General features: G+C 39.6%; 16 protein-coding genes. 5 read left to right on the forward strand and 11 right to left on the reverse strand.

The annotated features are described in order from the left end of the window. Positions 1-87 precede the first annotated feature (87 nt). Entirely contained in the window at positions 88-1113 is a 1026-nt protein-coding gene (locus tag WG906_RS10540) for a PfkB family carbohydrate kinase (RefSeq protein ID WP_339992557.1), read from the forward strand. Positions 1114-1198: 85 nt separating this feature from the next. After that, positions 1199-1648, forward strand: a complete 450-nt coding sequence (locus WG906_RS10545) for a NanQ anomerase/TabA/YiaL family protein (RefSeq protein ID WP_339992558.1) — start codon at positions 1199-1201, stop codon at positions 1646-1648. An 800-nt stretch (positions 1649-2448) separates the two neighbouring features. Here the strand turns inward: WG906_RS10545 and WG906_RS10550 are convergent. The 9 genes from WG906_RS10550 to WG906_RS10590 all read right to left on the reverse strand — a co-directional run bounded on the left by WG906_RS10550 (position 2449) and on the right by WG906_RS10590 (position 15747). Then, positions 2449-3939: a UxaA family hydrolase gene (locus tag WG906_RS10550; protein ID WP_339992559.1), complete on the reverse strand. Its 1491-nt coding sequence runs from the start codon at positions 3937-3939 to the stop codon at positions 2449-2451. Between the two features lie 96 nt (positions 3940-4035). Beyond that, positions 4036-5481 carry a tagaturonate reductase gene (locus WG906_RS10555; protein ID WP_339992560.1) on the reverse strand — a complete coding sequence of 482 codons (1446 nt, stop codon included), beginning with the start codon at positions 5479-5481 and terminating at the stop codon, positions 4036-4038. 85 nt (positions 5482-5566) lie between these two features. Next, entirely contained in the window at positions 5567-6583 is a 1017-nt protein-coding gene (locus WG906_RS10560) for a sugar kinase (protein ID WP_339992561.1), read from the reverse strand. Next, positions 6580-7980 (reverse strand): glucuronate isomerase, encoded by a 1401-nt coding sequence (gene uxaC / locus WG906_RS10565; RefSeq protein WP_339992562.1) that lies wholly within the window; start codon positions 7978-7980, stop codon positions 6580-6582. The genes WG906_RS10560 and uxaC overlap by 4 nt, the downstream gene beginning before the upstream one ends. Positions 7981-8020: 40 nt before the next feature. Further along, the gene (locus tag WG906_RS10570) at positions 8021-9673 is read right to left on the reverse strand and encodes a UxaA family hydrolase (protein WP_339992563.1); all 1653 of its coding nucleotides are present in this window, start codon (positions 9671-9673) and stop codon (positions 8021-8023) included. Between the two features lie 98 nt (positions 9674-9771). After that, entirely contained in the window at positions 9772-11682 is a 1911-nt protein-coding gene (locus WG906_RS10575; protein WP_339992564.1) for a glycoside hydrolase family 88 protein, read from the reverse strand. 12 nt (positions 11683-11694) lie between these two features. Next, positions 11695-13362: a glycoside hydrolase family 28 protein gene (locus WG906_RS10580; RefSeq protein ID WP_339992565.1), complete on the reverse strand. Its 1668-nt coding sequence runs from the start codon at positions 13360-13362 to the stop codon at positions 11695-11697. A 455-nt stretch (positions 13363-13817) separates the two neighbouring features. Continuing rightward, complete coding sequence (locus WG906_RS10585; RefSeq protein ID WP_339992566.1) at positions 13818-14741, reverse strand: alpha/beta hydrolase; 924 nt, start codon at positions 14739-14741, stop codon at positions 13818-13820. A 22-nt stretch (positions 14742-14763) separates the two neighbouring features. Next, on the reverse strand, positions 14764-15747 hold the full coding sequence (locus WG906_RS10590; RefSeq protein ID WP_339992567.1) for a pectinesterase family protein: 984 nt from the start codon (positions 15745-15747) through the stop codon (positions 14764-14766). An 84-nt stretch (positions 15748-15831) separates the two neighbouring features. On the opposite strand from WG906_RS10590, the gene WG906_RS10595 reads away from it, so the two are divergent. From WG906_RS10595 to WG906_RS10605, 3 genes are read left to right on the forward strand one after another with little or no spacing between them, the layout of a single operon-like run. After that, on the forward strand, positions 15832-16083 hold the full coding sequence (locus WG906_RS10595) for a hypothetical protein (protein ID WP_339992568.1): 252 nt from the start codon (positions 15832-15834) through the stop codon (positions 16081-16083). Next, the gene (locus tag WG906_RS10600; protein ID WP_339992569.1) at positions 16073-19126 is read left to right on the forward strand and encodes a glycoside hydrolase family 2 protein; all 3054 of its coding nucleotides are present in this window, start codon (positions 16073-16075) and stop codon (positions 19124-19126) included. The genes WG906_RS10595 and WG906_RS10600 overlap by 11 nt, the downstream gene beginning before the upstream one ends. Before the next feature lie 29 nt (positions 19127-19155). Beyond that, on the forward strand, positions 19156-21618 hold the full coding sequence (locus WG906_RS10605) for a glycoside hydrolase family 95 protein (protein ID WP_339992570.1): 2463 nt from the start codon (positions 19156-19158) through the stop codon (positions 21616-21618). Positions 21619-21700: 82 nt separating this feature from the next. On the opposite strand, the gene WG906_RS10610 is transcribed toward WG906_RS10605, so the two are convergent. Both WG906_RS10610 and WG906_RS10615 read right to left on the reverse strand, forming a co-directional pair. Further along, complete coding sequence (locus WG906_RS10610; protein ID WP_339992571.1) at positions 21701-23002, reverse strand: acetylxylan esterase; 1302 nt, start codon at positions 23000-23002, stop codon at positions 21701-21703. A 93-nt stretch (positions 23003-23095) separates the two neighbouring features. Next, positions 23096-24496: a glycoside hydrolase family 28 protein gene (locus WG906_RS10615; RefSeq protein ID WP_339992572.1), complete on the reverse strand. Its 1401-nt coding sequence runs from the start codon at positions 24494-24496 to the stop codon at positions 23096-23098. Positions 24497-24625 lie beyond the last annotated feature (129 nt).

Below are 24625 nucleotides of genomic sequence, written 5' to 3' on the forward strand. Positions count from 1 at the left end.
TAACGTAAAATTACTTACTATCCAACTTTAGTGTATTTTTGCCCTTCAAAATAAAATTATCAACCCTCTTTAATATATAAGTTTACTATGTCTAAAAAAGTTGTAACACTGGGAGAAATCATGATGCGGTTATCCACTCCCGGATTCGAACGTTTTGTTCAAGCAGATAGCTTTGATGTAACCTACGGTGGTGGCGAAGCAAATGTAGCAGTAGCAGTAGCTAACTACGGTTTAAATGGTGTTTTTGTGAGTAAAGTCCCGGATAATGCATTGGGCCAGGCTGCAATAAATCACATTCGTCGTTACGGTGTAGATACACAGTATATTGCCAGAGGCGGAAAAAGATTAGGAATCTATTTTTTAGAAACGGGTGCTTCTGCCAGAGCTTCACAGGTTATTTATGACCGTGCTGATGCTTCTATCGCAGATGTAGATGCTTCGGAGTTCGACTGGGATGCAATTTTCGAAGGCGCTGACTGGTTCCACACAACTGGTATCACTCCTGCTTTAAGCGATAAAGCTGCCGCACTTACATTGGCTGCCTTAAAAGCAGCAAAAGCTAAAGGTGTTACTACAAGTATCGACTTAAACTATCGTAAAAAACTTTGGAGCAAAGAAAAAGCACAACAGGTAATGTCTGAACTTTGCCAGTATGTTGATGTTTGTATCGGTAACGAAGAAGATGCAGAAACTACTTTAGGTTTCAAAAGCGCTGGTACAGATATTACAAAGGGTGAATTGAATCTTGACGGATACAAGGATGTATTTCAGCAAATGAAAGCTAAATTCGGCTTTAAATATATTGCTTCAACTTTACGCGAAAGTCATAGTGCGTCTGACAATGGTTGGTCTGCTTTGGTTTATGATGGCAATGAATTCTATCACACTAAGCAATACGAAGTACGTATCGTTGACCGTGTTGGTTCTGGTGACTCATTCGCTTCTGGTTTCATTTATGGTTTAGTTACTGGCTTACCAATGGGCGAAGCTGCTGAATTTGGTGTTGGTGCTTCTGCATTGAAACACACTATTCCCGGCGATTTAAATCACGCTACTCTTTCTGAAGTTAGTATCCTTATGAAAGGTGATGCTTCTGGTCGCGTTCAGAGATAAAAACTCCTATCCCATAAAGGGAAAAAATATATCCGTCTTGCTACACAGCGGGACGGATTTTTTTTAACCAATTAGATTTAAAACAATGATTATAGACTCTTTAGAAAATGCTGAAAAATACAACAGCGTTCACCCTCTATTTGCAAAAGCGTTTGAATATTTAAAATCTCAGGATCTGAATTCTATTGAAGACGGGAAGTTTGATATTGCAGAAGGCATTAAAGGCATAATGAGTGCGAAGCCAGGTAAATCTGAGGCCGAATCACTTGAAAAATTTGAGTGCCACCAAAAGAACATCGACATCCAGGTTTGTATAAGCGGAACCGAAATTATTGGCTGGAAACCGCTTGCAAAATGTACAAGTGTAAAATCTGAATACAGCGATGAAAAGGATGTAGCCTTTTATAATGATAAACCCGACATGTACTTTCAGTTAACTGATAACCAATTTGTTATCCTCTTTCCGGAAGATGTACATGCACCGATGATCGGAGATGGCGTTATTAAGAAATTAGTTTTAAAGATCAAGATATAATAACGTCACCCGAATGTGAATTGAATCGACATAAGAAAAACAATTACCCTCATTTGGTTAATATCAGATTTGACAACTTTTGAAAGGTTGTCAAATCTTTAACCCCCCCGTCATAAAACCCAGTTAAAAGATCACTTAAGGGGCTGATGTTGTATGCTCCAAAAACGGATACATTTTTTTGCCGCTTCCCTTTGTTTAACATTCCCTTACCTGGTTTCGATCTTACAACCGATATGTTGCCCTGTTTGCTAAACATTAAATTTCCAATAGTACCGCGTAGTCTCCTTCTATCCAGTAAGGGCCATTTGAGTTTTAAATTTAAATCCTGAGTGTGCTTTTTATTCAATAGCTGCATTGCAGTACTTTCCAGAATTCTGATTTGCCACAAATCCAAAACAAATAAACATATAGTCCGCATTTTTCAATAAAAATGCGGACTATATGCGGACTATATGCGGACTTGCTAAGAATCAGGGGTTAATTTGGTGATATGAATAATTGGCATTGTTTCACACTGAAATAGCCTTGGTACTTCTGTTATTAAAGAAGTTAAGGATAGAAAGATAGTGATCGTGAGACCGGTCTGAAAAACTCAATACCAGCCAGTCGCTATAATGCCTGCTCGCTTTGCCGGCGTTCGCGCATGGTAGATCTCACGGAGTAAACAATCCGCTTTCTATGGATGTGCCCTGCAAAGCAGGCTTGGGACCTAGCCCCTATAGCAAATCGCTCTGCCCGGCGCCAATAAAAAAGGAGTATCAAAAAATGATACTCCTTTTTCTTTTTCCATATAATGAAGATTACAAAGTCACTCCTGTCTTAAAGATAGCAATCTCACGGAAACCATTTTTCTCATGATGGGCTTTCTCGCCATTGGCAACTCTCAGAATTTTATCAACAAATTCTTCTAAAGCTTCGTCGAAAGTTTTATCCTCAGCTAAGGGCCCTGCATTGTAATCAATCCAGTGTGGTTTTTTAGTTGCCAGTTCAGTGTTTGTAGCGATCTTTAATGTCGGGATAAAGCTTCCAAATGGTGTACCACGACCAGTCGTAAACAACACGATATGACATCCTGAAGCTCCTAGTGCTGTTGTAGCAACAAGATCGTTTCCAGGAGAAGAAAGGAGATTCAAGCCTTTCTTATGCAGCCTCTCTCCATATTTCAATACGTCAACTACGTTTGCGATACCGCCCTTTTGAGTACAACCCAATGATTTATCCTCTAAGGTTGAGATACCACCCGCTTTATTACCCGGTGAGGGATTTTCGTAAATCGGCTGTTTCTGATCGATAAAATATTGTTTAAAGTCGTTGATTAGATGAACAGTCTTTTCGAATACCTCTCCATTTACACAACGGTCCATTAAAATTTGCTCCGCACCGAACATTTCAGGAACCTCGGTAAGAATAGTTGTTCCGCCCTGGCTGATTAACCAATCTGAAAAATAACCCACTAAAGGATTTGCTGTGATACCGGATAAACCATCAGACCCACCGCATTTTAATCCTACACGTAACTCAGAAACCGAAATTGGCTCGCGTTTATCATTACGGATTTCTTCATAAATCTCTTTTAAAAGAGCTTTAGAATCTTCTACTTCATCAGAGGTACTCTGGCTCGAAAGGAACTTGATTCGTCTCTTGTCGAAATCTCCTAACGATGCCATAAACTCATCGATTTTGTTATTTTCACATCCTAATCCAAGAACCAGAACACCACCTGCGTTAGGATGCAGAGCAATATCGCCAAGAATTAAGCGCGTGCTCTCGTGATCATCACCTAACTGAGAACATCCGTAGCTATGTTTAAATACTTCAATTCCATCAATATCTGTTGGGTTTTCTTCCGCTTTAAACTCGCGGATAATCTGCTCTGCAATACCGTTTACACAACCAACAGTTGGAACAATCCAAATTTCGTTGCGAATACCTACATCTCCATTTTGACGACGGAAACCATTAAAAGTCAGGTTGCGGTTTGGATGAGGAAGTTCATCCAGCAGGCTTGGATTGTAAGAGTAATCAAATACGTCCTTAAGGTTAGTTTTTACATTTTGAACGTGAACATGCTCTCCGAGTTTGATGTCTGCAATTGCATGACCAATGGGATAGCCGTATTTAATAATATCGGTTCCGTTTGGAATTTCATCTATTGCGATTTTATGTCCTTTTTCAATGTCGTTGAGAACAATTACGCGTTTCCCATCAACTTCAATTACATCTCCCACACTGAAATCCTTCAATGCAATGATCACATTATCCCTAGAATGTATTTTAATAAACTCTTTCATGTATTATATATATATTTCTTACAAACAGTAAATCAGCAATTTATCTTACAAAAGTAACATAAATGAAGCTGACTTACTGTCTTAAAAATGTTAATATTAAACAGTTTCAATTGCTTTTGCCATTCCGTTGTTCACGATATTCGCTAAATGCTTCGTAACAGCTGCGGTTAAGCCTTCAACCTTGGTCAGATCAGTTTTCCAGTTTTTCTCAAAAGATAAAACCGTTACCACTACAGCCTCTAAAGACTCATCGCTGCCGTCGTACTTCGTCCAGGCATTTTTCAATAGCTCTAAAAGAACAGCATCGTCGTTAAGCGAAATCGCTTCTTCACCGCGTTTTCCTTTATAGAAAGCAATAGTAGCTGCTAATGAGAACGAAAGTTTTTGAGGAATAGCGCCTTTTCTATTTTTATACTCCAAAAGCGAAGGCAATACACGCGTTTCGAACTTAGACCATGAGTTTAACGAAATACTCATTAGTAAGTGTTTGATGTACGGATTTCTGAAGCGATCGATCACATCATTCGCGAACTGCTCTAATTCTTCTTTAGGAAGATCTAAAGTTGGGATGATTTCATCGAATATAGCTTCTTTAATAAACTTTCCTACAACCTCATGCTCTACAGATTCCCTGACAGTATCTAAACCATATAAGTAGGCAACCGGAACTAAAACAGTATGTGCACCATTAAGTATTCTTACTTTACGGGTACGATAGGGAGTCATGTCCTTCACATATTTAACATCCAGGCCAATTGAAGGGAACTGAAGTTCCTGCTGAAGTGACTCCGGCGCCTCGATTACCCACAAATGAAAATGTTCGGCCTCAACAACCTGCTTGTCTTCATAGCCAAGTTCTTCAGTGATTTCAGAAATTCGCTCTCTGGGATATCCGGGAACGATACGATCCACCAAAGTGTTACTGAAGGTACATGCGGTATTTAACCAGTTTACAAAACCTTCTCCGAAGCTCCATTTCTCAGCTAGCTGAAGAAGGATGCGTTTAAGGTTATCTGCATTTTTTTCAATTAACTCGCAGGGGATAATATGAACTCCTTTGCTTGCATCACCATTAAAGGTTTTGTAACGATGGTTTAACCAAACGGCCAGCTTTGCAGGATATGAATTTGGCGGAGTAGCCGTTGGAACATCATTTTCATCGTAAGCAATACCAGCTTCGGTAGTGTTTGAGATGATATAACGCATTTCGGGATTTTCGGCAGTCTTTAAATATGCATCAAAATCCACGTAAGGATTTATTCCTCTGCTAATGATGTCGATAGTTTCGTGGGTACTCTCCGGTTTACCGTTTTTTAAGCCGCGAAGGTAGAGTGTATACAGGCTATCCTGCTCGTTAAGCATGTCGACCATACCGTTAGCAATGGGCTGAACAGCCACGACTGATCCGTTAAACTTTCCGCTTTTGTTTAACTCATTAAAAAACCAGTCAACAAATGCGCGAAGGAAGTTACCTTCTCCAAACTGAAGAATTTTTTCAGGATATTCTTTGTATCCTGTGTAAGTGGTTTTATTTAGTTGCATATTTTTATTAATTCAAATTTTAATATTCGTCCTATACTTTTCGGATACTATTTTTAGTTACGTTGGGTCCTAGCTCACCAGTAGATCAGTCGTTATCAGATCGTAATTTTGTTACTGTAAATATATCCTGTTGTGTAGCGTCGCCTTGTTCCTGGAGTTTTCCAAAAGCGGCAGCAGTAGCATAATTTACGATATCCTGCGGAGCATGATTATTATAAAATCCATAAATTAATCCGGCCATAAAGCAATCGCCGCTACCAGACCGGTCTATAACTCCTTTAGTTTTAAATTCTCCTGAATTATATTGCTTACCCCCGGTAAATAGACTGGTATAATACAACAGGTTATTACTATCATTATCAAATCGGAATGTGTTTCCTACATGCTTGCATTTTGGGAACTTATCCATGATTTCCAGCGAAGTGGCTTTTGCATGGTTCAGGTAATCTTCCTTTTTGCCTTTTTGATGAATATTTTCATCGATAGAAGTTCCAAGCAAGCTATTTGCAGACCATATATTACCCATCACTAAATCGCAGTGTTCGACTAAAGCAGGCATCACCTCAATAGGATCTTTACCATATTTCCATAATCGCGACCGATAATTCAGGTCAATGGAAGTAATTATCTTTTTATGTGAAGCGGCTTCGAGAGCTTCCAGGCAAACATCGGCAACATTGGCGTTTAGAGCCGGACTAATAGCCGTCATATTAAACCAGGAAACATCACGCAGCACTTTATCCCAATCGATCATCCCCCGCTTCAGTTCCGAAAACGATGAGTTGTCCCGATCATAAACCACACTGCTCTTTAGGTCAGCCCCTCGATCCAGATAATAAACCCCTACCCTTTTCCCGGAAAGAAGTATAGATGATGTATAAATACCCCGGTATTCCAAATAATTGATGATGTATTCAGACATGAAGTTATCTGGCAGAACAGTACAATATTTTACAGGCACATTCCATCCTGCCAAAGCAGTAGCCGTATTCGCTTCGGCGCCACCCATATACAAAATAAACGGGTTCTTTTCTGCTTCTTCACTAGAGGATGGCGATACCCGCAACATCAGTTCGCCAAAACACAACACTTTACTGATCACAAGTTGAAATAGTTTTTAGCATTATAATAACTTATATCCTTTACCACTTTTCCTAACCATTCCATGTCAGCAGGCAGCTCGCCATTTTCTACATCATCGCCAAACATATTGCAAAGTATTCTTCTGAAATATTCATGACGAGGGAATGAAAGGAAACTCCGTGAATCTGTAAGCATACCAACAAACCGGCTCAACAATCCCATGTTCGATAGAGCATTGATCTGCTTGATCATGCCGTCTTTCTGATCAAGGAACCACCAGCCAGATCCAAACTGCACTTTTCCGGCAACCGATCCGTCATTAAAGTTTCCGATCATCGTTGCCATTAACTCATTATCGGCCGGGTTTAAATTATAAATGATGGTCTTGGCCAGCCTGTCTTCAGTATCCAGCTTATTTAAAAACTTTGATAATTGAGGTCCCTGGCTAAAATCACCGATTGAATCCCAACCAGTATCCGGCCCAAGGATGGAAAGCATCCTGGCATTGTTGTTACGTAATGCCCCTAAATGATACTGTTGAACCCACCCTTTTTCATGATCCCAGAAGGCAAAATGAACCAGCATAGCTGATTTAAATTTCAGAACTTCCTGGTGTGTCAGAGTTTGATTACCGCGAATTTTCAGGAAGATGGATTTGATCTCTTCATCTGTATAATCCTCAGCATAGATCTGCTCCAAACCGTGGTCTGAAATAGAACACCCGTTTTCGGCAAAGTAATCGTGACGTTTTTTCAGAGCCTTTAAAAAGGTGTCGAAATCGGAAATACTTAAATCCGTTACAGCTTCTAATTTACCGATATAAGTATTTAAGCCGGCAACATCATCTGCAGCCATAGCTTTATCCGGACGAAAAGCCGGGCGAACTATTATCTCTGCGCCGTCTTTTGTAATTTGCTGGTGAAAGTTTAAGGAATCGATCGGATCATCGGTAGTACATACCGCCTCAACTTTACGCATCTTTAACAAACCCTGCACAGAATACTCCTTAGTTTGAAGCTTCGCTGTACACTCTTCGTAAATTTTCCTTGCCGATTTTCCGTCTAATATATCATGAATATTAAAATATCGCTGAAGCTCAAGATGGGTCCAATGATATAAAGGATTTCTTAACGTATAAGGCACTGTTTCTGCCCACTTTTCGAACTTCTCGACATCACTTTTATTGCCTGTAATATAAGCTTCATCAATACCATTGGCACGCATTGCACGCCATTTATAATGATCTCCATACAACCAAACCTGGGTTATATTTTCAAAGTTTATATCGTTAGCAATCTGATCAGGAGGTAAATGATTGTGATAATCGATAATTGGCATGTCTTTAGCAAATTCATGATAAAGCTGCTGTGCCGTTTTGGTATTCAGTAAAAAGTTCTCGTCTAAAAATTCTTTCATGATATCAAGCTCATGGGAGCGTTATTAATTTTTATATTATTTACAATGAAACTCCGCGTTTCCATGGAATAAAGTCATCCTGACCATGTCTGACCGCACTTACTTCAATTTCGCCGCTGGCTACCCGTATCACATAATCAAGAATACGTTCACCCGCCTGCTCAATGGTCTCATCACCTTCTATAATGGTTCCTGTATTGACATCCATGATGTCGTTCATCTTATTGTACAGGGTTGTATTGGTCGCAATTTTAACTACCGGTGCTATAGGATTACCTGTTGGAGTACCTAAACCCGTAGTGAATAAAACCACGTTGGCGCCTGAAGCCACTTCTGCAGTGGTAGATTCAACATCGTTACCCGGAGTACACAATAAATTTAAACCGGGCTTGGTTACCTTTTCAGGATAATCTAATATTTCAGTAACCGGAGATGTTCCGCCTTTCTTTGCTGCACCGGCCGATTTTATCGCATCGGTAATTAAACCGTCTTTAATATTTCCGGGTGACGGGTTCATATCAAAACCAGAACCGGCTTCTTCTGCTCTTTGCGCATACGTTTTCATCAGGTGAGAAAAGCGTTCGGCACTTTCAACAGTAATACAACGATCGCTGATGTTTTGCTCTACACCACAAAGTTCAGGGAACTCTGCAAGAATGACTGAACCGCCTAAAGCAACCAGGAGATCTGAAGTATAACCTATAGCCGGATTTGCTGATATTCCGGAGAAACCATCAGAGCCTCCGCATTCTAATCCAATGGTAATCTTACTTAAAGGTGCCGGCTCACGTTTATTTTGATTAGCGAGAACCAGACCTGCAAAAGTCTGTTTTATTGATTCAGAAAGCAGTTTAGCCTCTGTACCAATTTTCTGCTGTTCAAGGATATAGAGTGGTTTAGAAAAATTAGCATCACGTTTTTGAATTTCCTCTTCAAGCATCTGCACCTGGGCGTTCTGACAGCCAAGGCTCAGTACTGTTGCTCCGGCAACGTTGGGATGAGTAATGTATCCTGCAAGCAAAGCACATAAAGCCTGAGCATCAGAACGGGTGCCACCGCAGCCGCCTGCATGCTTTAGAAATTTAACTCCGTCAACATTAGGGAATAACCGTTCTGAGGTTGGCAAATAATCGACTTCAGAAAGAGAAGCATTTAAAATGCCGTTAACATCCGATCCTGACTTATAGAGGTTGATTAATTGTTTAGCCTGATTGGCATATGTTTCATTTCGGCCATAACCCAATTGCTTAACAAGCGCTTCTTCAAGAACTTCAAGATTACGGTTCTCGCAAAATACCATCGGTATCACTAGCCAGTAATTGGCAGTTCCTACACTTCCGTCAGGACGATGAAAACCGTAAAATTGTTTGGATTGAAATTTTGATACATCAGGAGTTTTCCAGCTTGTTTTACGTTCTCCTACAGTAAAGCTACTGGCAGCATGCTTAAGATTAGCAGTAGAAATTAGACCACCTCTGGGAATAACAGACTGCGCTTTTCCAACAAGTACACCATACATGGTTACTTCATCTCCCGGCTCTAAATGAGCCGTAGCAAATTTATGTTTTGCCTGAACTTTATCAATAAGCTGAAAATCTTCCCCTTCAAAAGTTACAGTCTCTCCCTGCTCTAGATCTGTTAAAGCAACAAGTACATTATCATCAGGATGAACCTTTAAAACCTTTTGTTTCATTTTACTAGTATATTATTTATAAAAAACGCCGTAATTCTGGGTAGTTAAATAAATGAAAGACATATCCATATTACAGCTTTATTTAACAAAATCATTAATTATTCTGATGAACCAGCCTGTGTTAATATCCAGCCAACTAAATCTTTAGCAGCCTTAAAATTTTCGTATTGTGCCGGCAGCTTTCTTCCATCGACATACTCATTATATAACCATGGATCACCAACCGCAAAAACAGTCCCTTTTCCAACCTTAGCCGTAGCCATAACCACATTCCTGCCAGAGGTAAAGGCCGGCTTTGCAGGATCAGAAAGCTTAAGCGTACTAATTTCTTTTATGTAAACTTTTTTAGCAGTCTTAAAGATCGGATGTTTGGCAGGTATGGTAAATGCACCTGTCTCATAGGCATCATTTTTTACAGCATTAATCATGTCTGAATTAAAATGAATTCCAAAACGTTCTGAGATGGTGTTGAATTTGGCTAACTCTGCATTCGTATAATCATTGGTCATTAAAACCAAAACCCCGCCGGCGTTAACCCAATTATAAAGTTCATCCGCATCTTTAGAAGATGCAAAATTAGGTTTAGGAGTTTCCTTTTCAGTATCAGGATCAACAATGACATAAACATCAGAATTCTGAAGATTCGACACTGTGGGTGCAGCAGTTAATGTAGTTGTTTGCGCACCGGCATATTTGAATAAATTACCCAAAAACCAAAATCCGCTGTTTGCCGCGTCATCCCAGGTGTAATGAAACTTATAGTTTTTACCCAATACATCTTTTCTGGTTTCATTGTTAAAATAGTTATCCAATGTAACCACCTTGCCTTTTCCTGGCTTAGGCATGGCTGCAAGCTCCATTTCATTAGCAGCCATCATAAATGAACCAACTCCCTTAGGGTCGTTAGTAATTACTTTTTCACGCAGGTAATACTCATAGCTTCCATCACGATAAGGACTGCCACCCAAACCCGAAACACTTACGGTTTTTGTAAGATTAATCTTATCTGCGTTAACGGGCTCGATAAATTCTTTCAGCATCCCATTATATCCTGTTTTTACAACAGTCATATAACTTTCAGGCAAATAACCCAATCGTACGGCTTTGGCTAAAGCATACACGAACATACCAGAAGCAGAAGATTCAAGGTAATTGCCTTTTCCGTTGGGCATGTTTAATATATCGTACCAAACCCCGCTTTTGGGATCCTGAACACTTTGAACGGATTTTGCGAAACGATTCAATATCGCTATCAGTGAATCACGTTTTGGATGATTAACAGGAAAATATTCTAAAGCGTCTACCAAGCCCATACCGTACCAGCCCATTGCTCTTCCCCAAAAATGAGGAGAACGGCCCGTTACAGGATCAGACCATTTTTGTTCTCTTGATTCATCATACCCATGATATAAAAGACCAGTTTTTGAATCAATAGAATTCTTTTCCATTAAAATAAACTGAGTGGCAATATCATTAAAAGCCTGCCAGTCATGAGCCATTGCAGAATATTCTGCGTAAAAGGGTTGCCCCATATATAAGCCATCTAACCACATTTGGTGAGGATACACCTTTTTGTGCCAGAAACCACCTTCGGCTGTACGCGGATGGGTACTTAATTGCTGACGCAAAGTCTGGACAGCCTTCAAATACTTCTCCTGCCCGGTAACTTTATAAAGGAGAATTAAAGCCCGCCCGTTTTTAATATTATCAATATTGTAATTATCTCCGTCATAGGTTCTTATGGTTCCATCTGGCTTTACAAAGTGATCCATACTTTTCTTAATATAATTAAAGTATTTGCCATCACCTGTTCGCTGCCAGATTGCAGATATTCCTTCTAAAATAACACCCTGATCATATGTCCACTTAAAGGGACGACCCGTCCATAAAGAATCTGCCCATATATCCATCACTGTAGCAGCCATTCTTTCAGAAACAGGTTTGCTCTGTGAAAAGGATACGGATGTTAGAAGAAGGAATAATATAAGTACTGAATAAGATTTTCTCATTGTATCGAGCTTTTATTTTATTATTAAGGACTGGCTTTTAGCATCCTGGTTAAATTCCGCTTTACTCACAGAAGCTGAAACATTGGTGTTTGACACAGCTATCTTTGAACTTCGTTTGCCATTTACATTGAATAATAGCTCTGCACCGGGCTTATACTGAAGATTATTGAATGTAATAGAGCTACTGTTCAGAATATTAACCACCGGCTTACTCTGCTCGCTGATAATGTTCACATTTTTCAGGTGAATTTCTTTTGCTTCTTCTATTTCAATTCCCTTTTTTGCTTGCAGAGTCATATTCTCGAGATAAATATTATTTATATTCATTTCGGGTAAACCCCGGATAAAAATTGCTTTTGCGGCTCCATCGGCAACTACATTACTGATATAAAAGTTTCTGAACGCCGGGGTTTCCTCTGTAACAGGTAAAAGCTGGACTTTAGGCGCTTCGCGTTTCTCACCTGTAAGCGGAACCGGATCCACAGCAGCATAATACATATCGAATAAAAGAGCTTCACCTGCAATATCTTTCATATTAATATTTTTGATAAAAATATTCTCCACTACTCCACCCCTTCCACGGGTTGTTTTAAAGCGAAGGCCGATATCAGTTCCTATAAAGGTACAGTCGGATACAAAAATATTCTTAGCGCCTCCTGACATTTCACTTCCGATAACAAATCCACCATGTGCATGATAAACCACACAATTTCTTATAACCACATTCTGGGTAGGCATTGCACGTTTACGTCCCTGTGCGTCACGGCCGGATTTGATACAAATACCGTCATCTCCAACATCAAAAACACTATTTTCAACTAAAACATTGTTACAGGATTCCAGATCAAGCCCATCTCCATTTTGTGCATACCATGGATTTTTCGCGTAAATATCTCTGATGATAATATTTTCCGACATTAGTGGATGAATGTTCCAGGCAGGAGAATTCTGAAAGGTTACTCCCTCAAGTAAAATATTTTTGCATTGAGTAAGAACAATCAGATTCGGACGGAGAAAGTCCTTAATTTCCGAAAAATCCGAAGCAGTTTTCCCTTCTGAAATTACGCCTGCATTTTTGATTTTAGATCCTTTAAGAGAACTTTCTGTAGGATACCAGATTTTTTCATCATCACTTAAAGTCCCTCCGCTCGCCAAAAGACCTTTCCACTGATTTTCTGTAAGCTTATCTTTTTTAACCATCCTCCAGGCATCCCCGTTTCCATCGATAATACCTTTTCCTGTAATTGCGATATTTACCAGATTTGTTCCTGAAATAGGAGATTGATTACGAACTGCTCCCAGACCTTCCCAATTGGTATGAACTAATTTATACTGTGAAAGATCTTTTGTAAATGACAAAAGCGCATCTGATTTCAGATGAAGGTTAACATTGCTTTTTAGTTCAAGAGGTCCGGTTAACCAAAGTCCCCTGGGTATTACCACCACACCTCCGCCTTTCTGAGAACAGGCGTTAATTGCATTATTGATACATGTGGTGTTCAGTGTTTTGCCATCGTTAACTGCACCATATTTAACAATATTAAAGGTGTCTTTCTTAAATTCAGGGGCCGTAACAACCGGAAGTTTTGATGGCCATGGCTTGTTTCCAGACTGTCCGAAACTATCTGTTGAAGTGTTAAGAGCAACTATAAAAGCGATACTATGGAGTAGGTGTTTCATTCTCGAATAATTTTTAATACAAGTGGCTGCCCCTTATTAATACATTATAGCAACCTCTGAAATATGAGTCAGGCTTATAGGTTAGTGTATTTTATAAATTAACTTACCAGCAAGTTTAACGAGTTTCAAACTAAAAAGAGGCAGACTAAGATAAATAAAGTTATGCAATCGTTCCCGATAACGTTTGCGCTGGTTCAAATATAAAGCTATTGTGACATTATAACTTTTCTTTTATTGACGAATCTCTTATTGCGGGTAAAAAAATCTATACTTTAAGGATTTTTGAATGAGACAGGGTTCTAAAACTTAGTTAAACAGTAAAGAAATAAAAATAGCTATTCAGCCGGATTAATCTAAGGTACTGCCCACATTTTAGTTTCGAAAACCCGGTAAATTTCTTAGAAAACTTTTCGATTTGCGTCTCTGATAAGGGAACAAATAAGCAGGAAAAATAATTATTTAGCTTTCACTGATCCTATGAAATTCATTTCCAACATCCAGCTTTCACATAGGCTTGTCCAGAATTCTGCAGACCCCGGATTATTTCGTAAAGCAATAGAATGTCCTCCAAAAGGAAATGTATGAAGACTTGCCGGGACATTATTTTCGATCAATGCTGAATAATAAAATACGCTATTTCGAACATTCACAGATTTATCATTAAATGCATGAACAATAAATGCAGGCGGTGTAGCAGAAGTTACGTTCAAATGGACCGAGAATTTCCGAATTGTCTCTTTCGATGGATTATCTCCCAGCAAATTTTTCCGGCTGCCGGCATGCGCATAGGTTCCCATATCTATTACCGGAGAAACCAGTATTGTAAAATTGGGAAGGTAAGCCACTTTATCAAGACTATCTCCGACTGCGGAAAGATCCTTAGTACTTGTGCTAACCAGCGCCGCAAGATGCCCGCCTGCCGACGAACCCTGAACTCCGATTTTATCGGGATGAATGCCCCACTTGATTGCGTTAGTCCGAATTAATTTTATAGCTCTTTGAGCATCCTGTAAAGGACCATTTTCTCTTTCCTTTAAATCAACAGAGTTTGGAAGACGATAATTTAAAACAAACGCGCTTATACCCATTGTATTAAACCATTTAGCCAGCTGGGTTCCGCTTATAACATAGGCTAAACGTTCATATCCCCCTCCCGGACAAATAACTACCGCGGCCCCTTTATTTTCCTGTATTGAAGGGAAATAGGCATAGAATCCCGGTGTTCCAACTTTAAATACCCGTTCATTGGCAATACTATCTTCAAGCTTTATTCCTTTCGAATTAGGCATTTTACCTTTTGGCCAAAGAGGTACAAACTCCTGAGCCTGTATATTTAAAACCTTAAGCAAAAGAAAAAATATAAAGTATAATCGAAGCATAGGACTCTAATAAAAGGGTAAATTAATTGTTTCGTTTTTTCAGGTCTAAAATTATCAATCGAGGATTCCAGGTCCCAAAAACATTGGCAACCGTGAAGTTTTTAATTTCAACATCGCTTAACTGTTTTGCCCAGTTTACCCTGGAATCTGTTCCTGCACCTGGACCGTAATTTTGATACTCAAAGTACCGTGCGGTTTTATTGCTCTCGGTGGTGTTCCAGTTAGCCCATCCCTGGGGCATGATATGATTATCAATATAACAATAAAGATAGGCAACATTTGAATAGGGTTTCCATGGCCTTCCTAATGACACCTTTCGCAGAATACTATCTCCGGTCAATTTACAATCGTAAAAAATAAAACCGAACCTGTTTGCCTCGGGAGTGGAAGCGGCTGTAATGTGTGAGTTCTTTTTACTGTGAATTTGGCACTGTTCAAACCAAACTGTTGCAGAACCAAATATAAAGTCAGTGGTTCCTTCTATATAACAATTTTCATAGTATTGTCTGCTCCTGTCGCTATTAACAAATAATATATCCTGGTTTCCAATAATCCTGCATTCTAAAAAAACTGCCTTGTCTCCCCGCACATCCAGTGCTACGGCCTGACCGGCTGTAAATCCCGCATCATTTCTAAAGGTTATATTTTTAGCGGTAAAATGATCGGCATTAATTTGAAAACTATACGAATTATGGGTGCTTATAGAACCCCGCCCGGGCGATCTATTCCCTGGATGATCATCATATGAAAGAATAGTATTAAACCTGTCTTCCCCAACAAGCGTTACAAAATCTTTAGTAGCAACAAGCAATAGTTTTTCTTTGTAGAAACCGTTTTTTATAAAAACCCGGATAGCCTTTTTATTATTAAGAGGTATTGCATTTAAAGCTTCCTGAACGGTTTTAAAATCGCCATCCCCCTGTTGTGAAACAATAATCTCCCTTTCTTTCGCAAAAAGCAAAAGCATATTAAAAAACATCGCAATGAACAGTCCACTGGTTTTCATGACTTTATCGGGCTTAAATTAATTTGGATCAGTTTTAGTCATTATCGGTTAAGATCGTATTGGTAATATATATAATAAAAATCTGTGCAATCCTCCCGTGAAGAAGATCTGACCATTCCGGGAACGATTGCACAATTTCCCGGGGATATCCAAACTATTAATGCTACTAATTCCTACTTTAGCGGTATAATCAATTTTTACCTCAAACTCCATCAGGATTTTATAATGATAACGGCAAACTTACCAATTTTAACATTAACAATGTCAACGTTGGCATTGAAAATCAGACTAACTAATTACCCAACTAAACTTTGCAAATCCAACGATGTTAAATAACCAGATAAGAACTCTTTTACTACTCGTGTTCATTTATATCTCCCCATCTGCTGCACAGACAGGTCGATATATAACTGATTTAACTAATAATGATTGGAAACTAGTTCTCGACAAGAATGCGTCCTGGAAACAGGATCAGTTATATGCCCCGCCTGTTAACTTAAGAAATGTAAAAGTAAACATTCCAACGGGGGGATGGGAGACTCTGGGCAAGACACCTGGAATTATTACAAAACTTCCGGCCACTGTTGAACAATTTTATTGGGGAGAAAACGAGAATTCTTTTGGAGTATCCGGAAATTATTTAGGCGTATCGTGGTTTAGCACTAAAATAAATGTTCCTTCTACCTTGAAAGGTAAACGGTTGACTTTAAATTTTGAAAGTGTCCGTTTTCGGGCTGAAGTTTTTGTGAACCGCAAACTGCTTGGATATGATTTGGTGAACGGCACTCCTTTTGAAATAGATATAACCAATGCGGTGCAATACGGCAAAGAAAATGAGATCGCTGTTCGGATTACCGACCCCAACGGAAACTTTGACTGGCGGGATTCTCAAAATTTTATGTGGGGAAACTACCGAACCAATCCAACTCATGGCTTTGGCGGTATAACCGGAAAAGTTAGTATAGTTGCCACCGATAATATTTTCATTGATGATGTATTTATTAAGAATAAACCCAATCCCACAGAAATAGATGTCCAGGTTACAACAGCAAACAGCAGTGGCAAAGCTGTAAAAGGCAATTTATTGATTGAAATAAAGGAGAACGGGAATAAACAAGTTATTTTTCAAAAATCATATCCCATTAATCAGGTATCGAAGGGCAATTCAATAAACACCTATACAATTGCGGTTAACACTGCAAAGCTATGGAGCACCGATGATCCAAATTTGTATACTCTTACAGCAAGCTGGCAGGGTGATAATAAAACTGCGGATCAATACAATCAGCGCTTTGGGTTTAGATGGTTTGAGGTGCGGGAAGTTGATGGCGACAAGCAATTCTATTTAAACGGAAAACGCTTTGTTGCATTGACTTCCATAAGCTGGGGTTTTTGGCCGGTAAATGGTATCGCTCCATCGGATGGGCTTGCGAGAAAACAAATCGAAACCGCAAAAAAGATAGGCCTGAACATGCTGAACTTTCATCGCACCATAGGGCAACAAAACGTACTGGATTATGCTGATGAATTAGGACTGCTTTATTTTGAAGAGCCGGGGGGCAATCAATATCCCGCGGACCGGTTTAACGCAACAGATCCTATAGGGAAAATGCAGGCAGAATTCTATTTTGCCACCCGGAACGAGAAACTCTTCCGAATGATTAAAAGAGACAGGAACCATCCGTCCCTTGTAATCTATAATATGCACAATGAAAGAGGAGCTCAGCCACAAAAACAGGATAGCCTTCAAATGATTGCCGCGCATAAATTGGATGAAACCCGCATCATCACTTATAATTCTTCAAATGGTGATATAAAGCTCGGTCCCGATAAACGTTTTAAACTTCATTTGCTTCCCTACGATTTTACTTTCCGCGACTATGGCTGGTTCGACCAGCATCATGCGGGTGGCCCGGGTACTTATCATGACAATCTGTACAAAGGACCAAAAGATTATTTAAGGTATTTTGATCATAAAGATGAAATAATTTACTGGGGCGAAGAAGGCGCAATCGGAACACCTCCAAGACTGCAATTAATCAGGGATGAAATTCTGAAAACAGGGAAGAATATCGGTTGGGAAAGTGGAGCTTATCTAAAATGGTATGATGCGTATAACAACTTCCTGCAGAATACCCCGGGCTTTAACAAGGCCTTCCCTAATGTAGATTCTCTGACAAGAAAAATGGGGAATGTTGCCTTTTATTACCAGGGCAGGACCATTGAAAATATTAAGATAAATAATCAAACTGATGGATATGCTGTGAATGGATGGGAAAGCATGATGCTTGAAAATCACTCTGGCATTGTAGATAATTACCGCAATCCGAAAGGAGACCCTGAATTAATTTCACGCTATACAAAACCTCTGTATGTTGCTGTAAAAATGAACCGTAAAGTATTAGGTACAGGTGATACATCAACGATTGACTTTCATATTGTGAATGAGGCGAACCTGAACGGAAGTTATACTTTAGAGGTAAATGCTGTATCTGATGATGGAAAATCCGTTTTAAACAGAAGCATCCCTGTAAAAATAAGCGGGGGATCGACCTATGGAGAATTGCTTTTTGAGGGGCTGAAAATCGTTCCACAGAAAAGCGGTTATACTACTGTAAGAGCAGAGTTAAGAAAAGATGGACAAACCTTAGCAAAAGGAAGTGATAAGCTTTTTGCAGTCCGTTTAAATACTTCAGGCATACCAGCATCCGGCATGGTCGCCGATACAAGTGGTGTTATTGCACCATTTTTAAAATCGGTTGGTATCAGCTCTTTTAAAGGATTTAGATCAGGAAGACCGGAAGGAAAATATATGGTGGTTGGTGCATTCGAGCCACAACAAACCGGAAATCCCTTGGTTACTGAAATTTTAGAATGGGTGAATGAGGGAAATACTCTGATTGTTATTGGCAATATAGAAAAATGGGCTACTTTTCTTGGCCGTAAAGAATTAATTGATTACCGTGGTTTTAAAGAGTTAGGTACAACATGGTACGGAGGGAATTACTTTGTTAAAGAACACGAACTTTTCAAAGGCCTGCCTCAAAATTGTGTATTCAACTGGGAGTACCAAAGCCTTGCTACTTATAATAAAAGCCGCATTGGCTTAAGAATTTTAAATGGTGAAACTGTTGTTGCATGCGTATCAGACCACAAGCCTGAGGTATATTCTGCATTAAGCATCATCCCTCACGGAAGAGGCAAAGTAATTCTATCCGCTTTAGATATCATGTCAACCATTAAAGATGTAAACATTGGAAAACGGGCTGAAGGTGATGGGGAAAATGCCGCAATGACCACGTTCAATGCTTCTTCAAAAAATAAAGCCAATGTTGTCGGACAGCAGCTTTTGCTCAACATGATAAAAGCATCTAATTAGTAAAATACATAGACACACAATATTGAATTATGAAAAGGATTTACATTCTGATTTTCTTTTTTACCATTGTTAAACACGTCCATTCGCAGGAAAATTTAAAACTATGGTACACTAACCCGGCCAGCAACTGGAACGAGGCCTTGCCTATTGGAAATGGCCGATTAGGTGCCATGGTATTCGGCAATCCTGCAAAGGAACAACTGCAACTAAACGAAGAAACAGTTTGGGCCGGCGAACCCGGAAACAATGTTAAACCAGACTTATATCCTTCGATTCAGGAAGTTAGAAAATTAATTTTCGAAGGAAAATATAAAGAGGCTCAAGATCTGGCAACTACTAAAATACCAAGAAAACCGGCAGCTGATAATAACTATGGAATGCAATACCAGCCGGTGGGTAATCTCTTTATTGCGTTTCCCGGCCATGAGAATGTACAGGAGTATTATCGCGACCTTAACATTCAAAATGCAATAAGTTCAGTATCCTACAAGATTAAAGATGTTACTTATAAAAGAGAAGTTTTTTCTTCCTTTTCAGACCAGGTGATTATTGTTAGACTGACTGCGAGTAAGCCAGGAAGTATTACCTGCAATCTTTCTATGGATAGTCCTCACCTTATTAACAATGTATTTGCCAAAAGCAATCAATTATATCTTACCGGTAAATCAAGTGATGTTGATAATAAAAAAGGGAAAGTATTATTTGAAACCCAGGTTCAGCCAAAGTTAGAAGGCGGTAAACTGGAAGCTGTTAATAACAGTCTGAAAATTACAGGAGCTAATTCTGTCACACTCTATATTTCTATCGGAACTAATTTTAGAAACTACAATGATCTCTCAGGCAGCCCATCAGAAAAAGCTAAAAGCTATTTAAGTAGCGCATTTAAAAGAGCATACTCTTCAGCGAAGAATGAACATATTAAAAGTTATCAGAAATATTTTAATCGGGTATCCATTGATCTGGGAAAAACATCTCAGGCCGAAATACCTACCGACCGAAGAGTAAGGGAGTTTGTGAATGGGAAAGACCCTCAATTAGTATCTCTATACTTTCAATTCGGCAGATATTTATTGATATCAAGCTCTCAACCTGGGACACAACCTGCCAATTTACAGGGTATCTGGAACGATAAAATCAATCCGCCATGGGATAGCAAATACACCATCAATATCAATACTGAGATGAATTACTGGCCGGCAGAAGTCACTAATCTCTCTGAGCTGCACGAACCTCTTTTTTCTATGGTGAAAGATTTATCTCAGACAGGAAAAGAAAGTGCATCTAAAATGTACAAGGCCAGAGGGTGGAACACTCATCATAACACGGATTTATGGCGTATCAGCGGACCAATTGACGGAGCATTTTACGGATTATGGCCAATGGGCGGAGCCTGGTTAACCCAACATGTTTGGCAACACTATTTATATACGGGCGACAAAAAATTCTTAAAAGAAATGTATCCGGTACTTAAAGGAGCTGCCATGTTTTATGTTGATGTACTGCAGGAGGAGCCAACGAATAAATGGCTTGTGGTAAGCCCATCGATGTCGCCGGAAAATTCACACCAATCCGATGTATCTATTGCTGCAGGAACTACAATGGATAATCAACTGGTATTTGATGTATTTTCAAATATTATAAACGCATCCAAAGCCTTAGGCATTAATGATAAATTTATCGACACAGTACAATCCAGTCTCAATCGCCTTCCTCCCATGCAAATTGGCCAACACAATCAATTGCAGGAATGGTTATTTGATTGGGATAAACCCAGCGATCAACACAGGCATATTTCTCACTTGTATGGCTTATATCCAAGCAATCAAATCTCGCCGGAGAAAAATCCTGCCCTCTTTGAAGCGGCTAAAAACTCACTGATTTACCGGGGCGATAAATCAACCGGATGGTCTATGGGCTGGAAGGTGAATTGGTGGGCAAGGTTACTTGATGGAAACAGAGCATATAAATTAATACAGGACCAACTAACGCCTGCTCCGATAGAAACTCAAGGTCAGAACGGTGGCACATACCCAAATTTATTAGATGCCCATCCTCCATTTCAAATTGATGGGAATTTTGGCTGTACAGCAGGGATAGCAGAAATGTTAATGCAAAGCCACGAAGGAGAAATTCATCTATTACCCGCTTTGCCTGATGCCTGGCGCCAAAAAGGCTCTATTAAGGGACTGATGGCAAGAGGTGGTTTTGAACTCGATTTTGCGTGGGAAGATGGAAAGATCGTTGCTTTAAAAGTAAAGTCGAAACTAGGAGGAAACTGCCGGATTAAGGTTTATAACAAGCTTGCTCCGGAAGGTAATTCTAAGTTAACCATTGCTTCAGGCAGCAACCCGAACGTACTATTTACTTCTCCTGAAGTTAAGAAACCTTTACTTTCATCCAAGGCTAAATTGATAGGCGTTCAACAGAAGTATGCTGAATTATACGATATCATCACTACGGCTGGAAAAGAATATAAATTCCATCAACTATAAGAATACATACACTAAGGATGTGTAAGTTCAATCATCTTTCTCAACAGATTATCCAGGGAGAAAGATGATTGGAATAATTTTCTCATTTCTTTAATTGCTTTTTAATCCAATCTATTGACTCCTGATTTGTTTCCGGAAATCGCCAATGACCTGATATTGGCGTGATAGCGATTGTTTTCGGTGCTTTAATAGAGTTAACAGCTGCGTAAACCGAGGTTGGCGGAACAACATTGTCATTATAGCCCCATGAATAAAATCCCGGCACCTGTATGTTCTTTGCAAAATTTACAACATCATAATATCCTATTGTCCGAATTTTCTCGGGTGTGTTCGCAGAGCTAAGATTACTTTGATTGAACAGATGTGGCCATCCGCCTGCCCGCCCATGCAAATAACCGGTCACGTCGCAAAGCGCAGGATAAAAAGCCGATAAACAAGTTACCCTTTTATCCAAGGCAGCCGTAACTATCGAAAGCGCCCCGCCCTGGCTACCGCCGGTTACCACTACATTTTTTCCATCGAATTCTGGCAAACTGCAAAGAAAGTCGATTGCCCTTACACAACCCATATAAACGCTTTTGTAATAGTAATTATCCTTGTCGTCAAGCTTATTAAATACATAATCTCCAAAAGCACTGCTTATGTTTCGATACGACTCAACATCTATCAGAGGAGACAGTCCATGTATCTCAATATTAAAAACGATAAACCCCTTGTTTGCATAGCTTATAGCGGGGGTAATAATTTTTATTCCGGCTCCGGGCGGCTCAAAAAGAACAGGGTATTTCCCGGGAGCTTTCGGCTTACATAAATATCCGTACAGGCGCTTATCCGATTTATAATTCTGCAAACTTACCAGATACACATCCACAGTGGATGTAGATTGATCAGGCAAAAAAGTAACTATCGCATCCATCGGAATTTTAGAAGCTTCATTCTTTGCTTTGGTCCAAAACTGCTCAAAATCCTCAGGCATCCGGACAGTAGGTTCGATTTTCTCAGGAGAGAAAGCAAGTTTGATTTCACCGCTGTAGATTGTTCCATCAACCATTGTTCTCACAATTAAGCGCCTGAAGCCCGGCTGTTTACTGGTTGCAATCTCTATCTCCCCCTTACCGCTTTTCAGCTGAAGCCTCCCCTTCTTATCCGCGGGCAACATTTCAGGACCAATTTCGTAATCTATAGACACATTTTGAACCGGCACTCCAAATTTCAAAACAGCCACTTCAACATTTGCAATTTCATTTACTTTATAATTCCAATCAGGATGATCCGGAGTAAGCACAAAATCTACCAGTTTGATTGGGGCGGGCGACTGAGCCACGATATCAGATATCGTTAAAATGCAGGCAATTATTGTAACTACGTATTTTCTAATTTTCATTTGTTTAAACTTTAAATCTAACACCTCTCATTACTGTCATAGACGATCTCCATGATTAAGAATCAGATAACGCCTGGTTTTTTAGATTATTTATCATTGTAAATGATAGGATGATTTTTCCCCTGGTATAGGGTCTGAAATTTGTGGCGGTTCAATGGAGACGGCAGCATCAAGTCCTCTTCCTGTTACATTATAGGTATTTAAGAGAGCCCCCGAATACCCGGAAACATTTATATTGACAATTTTGGCCTTCTTTATATTCGCAAGTGATATCCCTTTCTTACAGGTTCCGGTGACATTCATCAATGTAAAACCTTCAAGTGGCTTGTTAGGATGAATAGCCTTTCCATCAACCAGAACAGGAACATCTTTTACCCTGATGTTTGTGAAACTAAAATTTTTAATCGTCGGGATACCTTCATCTCCGGGTACCGGCATCTGATCCTGTAATCCGCTGCCCAATATATTGAAACGAAGGAACCCCTCTCTCATTCCTGAGACATCCAGGTTATTACAAACTATATCTTCTATAAAAGCTCCCCGCCCCGGGCGACTTTTAATATAAATAGCATGAGTATTCGCTTTTATAAACTTACAATTTTCTATTCTGATGTTTCGTATACCTCCTGAGGTTTCGCTGCCAATACCGATACACGCGAATATAGAATCGGCAAATGTGCAGTTTGTGATGTGAACATCTTTAGTTGTTCTGAGCAGGGAATAGCCTTCCATTCCTCTTCCTGATTTCAAGGAAATACAGTCATCACCGGTCTCGATATCACAATTATCAATTCGCACATGCTTACACGAATCAATATCAATTCCATCGCCATTGCCACCGGTACTGCGGATGAAAAGATTCTTAATAAAAATATTATTACAGAAGGTTGGATGGATTGACCACATTAAATAGTAACTGGTAGAGAAATCTTCCAACCGGATGTTGTTACAGCCGATTGGCTCTATTAAGGCAGGGTGACGCAATGGATTCTGGGCATTAGGCCGGCCCCCTAAGGCGCGATTGCCAATAATTTTCCCTGGTCCAACTATTCCTATATTGTCTGCATCAAAAGCATATACTAAACTAACATGCCCTTTTATCCATTTGCCTTCCCAGCGAACCTGGCTTACCGGATAATCGTCAAAATCGGGAGTTCCCAGTATTGTGGCGTCTCTTTCAAGACGGATTATAGTATTAGACCTTAGCTGAATTGCTCCGGTGAAATAATCCCCTGCAGGAAAAAGAACCTCGCCCCCGCCAAGAATCGAACAGCGGTCAATGGCTTGTTGTATAGCAAGGGTATCTTTTGTTTTTCCATCACCGGTTGCTCCAAAATCACGAATATTCAGCTTTAGCTTAGATTGTCTGATTAAGGTTTTAGTATCACTATTTTGATGACTATAGGCCTGTGTGCTTAACCCTATCTGGGCTGCAACGAGACCGGCTCCAGCTAAAGCAGAGTTTCGGATAAACTGTCGGCGCGAATTCTTCAAATCTTGACTATTTTACTTAATAAACAGCATGGTCGATTTCATATAAGGGAAGCTGCAGGAAACCGGTTATAATTATCTAAAACTATCAAATAATTCGGCCGTTTTAAACAAAACAAAAGCATTTTTTAC

Origin of the sequence: Pedobacter superstes (genome assembly GCF_037622515.1) — a bacterium.
Lineage (GTDB): Bacteria > Bacteroidota > Bacteroidia > Sphingobacteriales > Sphingobacteriaceae > Paradesertivirga > Paradesertivirga superstes.

Excerpts from the sequence above, each read along its gene's own strand:
- WG906_RS10570 (WP_339992563.1), bottom strand. The coding sequence starts at position 9,673 with ATGAAACAAAAGGTTTTAAAGGTTCATCCTGATGATAATGTACTTGTT.
- WG906_RS10600 (WP_339992569.1), top strand. The coding sequence starts at position 16,073 with ATGTTAAATAACCAGATAAGAACTCTTTTACTACTCGTGTTCATTTAT.
- WG906_RS10555 (WP_339992560.1), bottom strand. The coding sequence starts at position 5,481 with ATGCAACTAAATAAAACCACTTACACAGGATACAAAGAATATCCTGAA.
- WG906_RS10585 (WP_339992566.1), bottom strand. The coding sequence starts at position 14,741 with ATGCTTCGATTATACTTTATATTTTTTCTTTTGCTTAAGGTTTTAAAT.
- WG906_RS10590 (WP_339992567.1), bottom strand. The coding sequence starts at position 15,747 with ATGAAAACCAGTGGACTGTTCATTGCGATGTTTTTTAATATGCTTTTG.
- WG906_RS10580 (WP_339992565.1), bottom strand. The coding sequence starts at position 13,362 with ATGAAACACCTACTCCATAGTATCGCTTTTATAGTTGCTCTTAACACT.
- WG906_RS10605 (WP_339992570.1), top strand. The coding sequence starts at position 19,156 with ATGAAAAGGATTTACATTCTGATTTTCTTTTTTACCATTGTTAAACAC.
- WG906_RS10575 (WP_339992564.1), bottom strand. The coding sequence starts at position 11,682 with ATGAGAAAATCTTATTCAGTACTTATATTATTCCTTCTTCTAACATCC.
- WG906_RS10545 (WP_339992558.1), top strand. The coding sequence starts at position 1,199 with ATGATTATAGACTCTTTAGAAAATGCTGAAAAATACAACAGCGTTCAC.
- WG906_RS10610 (WP_339992571.1), bottom strand. The coding sequence starts at position 23,002 with ATGAAAATTAGAAAATACGTAGTTACAATAATTGCCTGCATTTTAACG.
- WG906_RS10550 (WP_339992559.1), bottom strand. The coding sequence starts at position 3,939 with ATGAAAGAGTTTATTAAAATACATTCTAGGGATAATGTGATCATTGCA.
- WG906_RS10540 (WP_339992557.1), top strand. The coding sequence starts at position 88 with ATGTCTAAAAAAGTTGTAACACTGGGAGAAATCATGATGCGGTTATCC.
- uxaC (WP_339992562.1), bottom strand. The coding sequence starts at position 7,980 with ATGAAAGAATTTTTAGACGAGAACTTTTTACTGAATACCAAAACGGCA.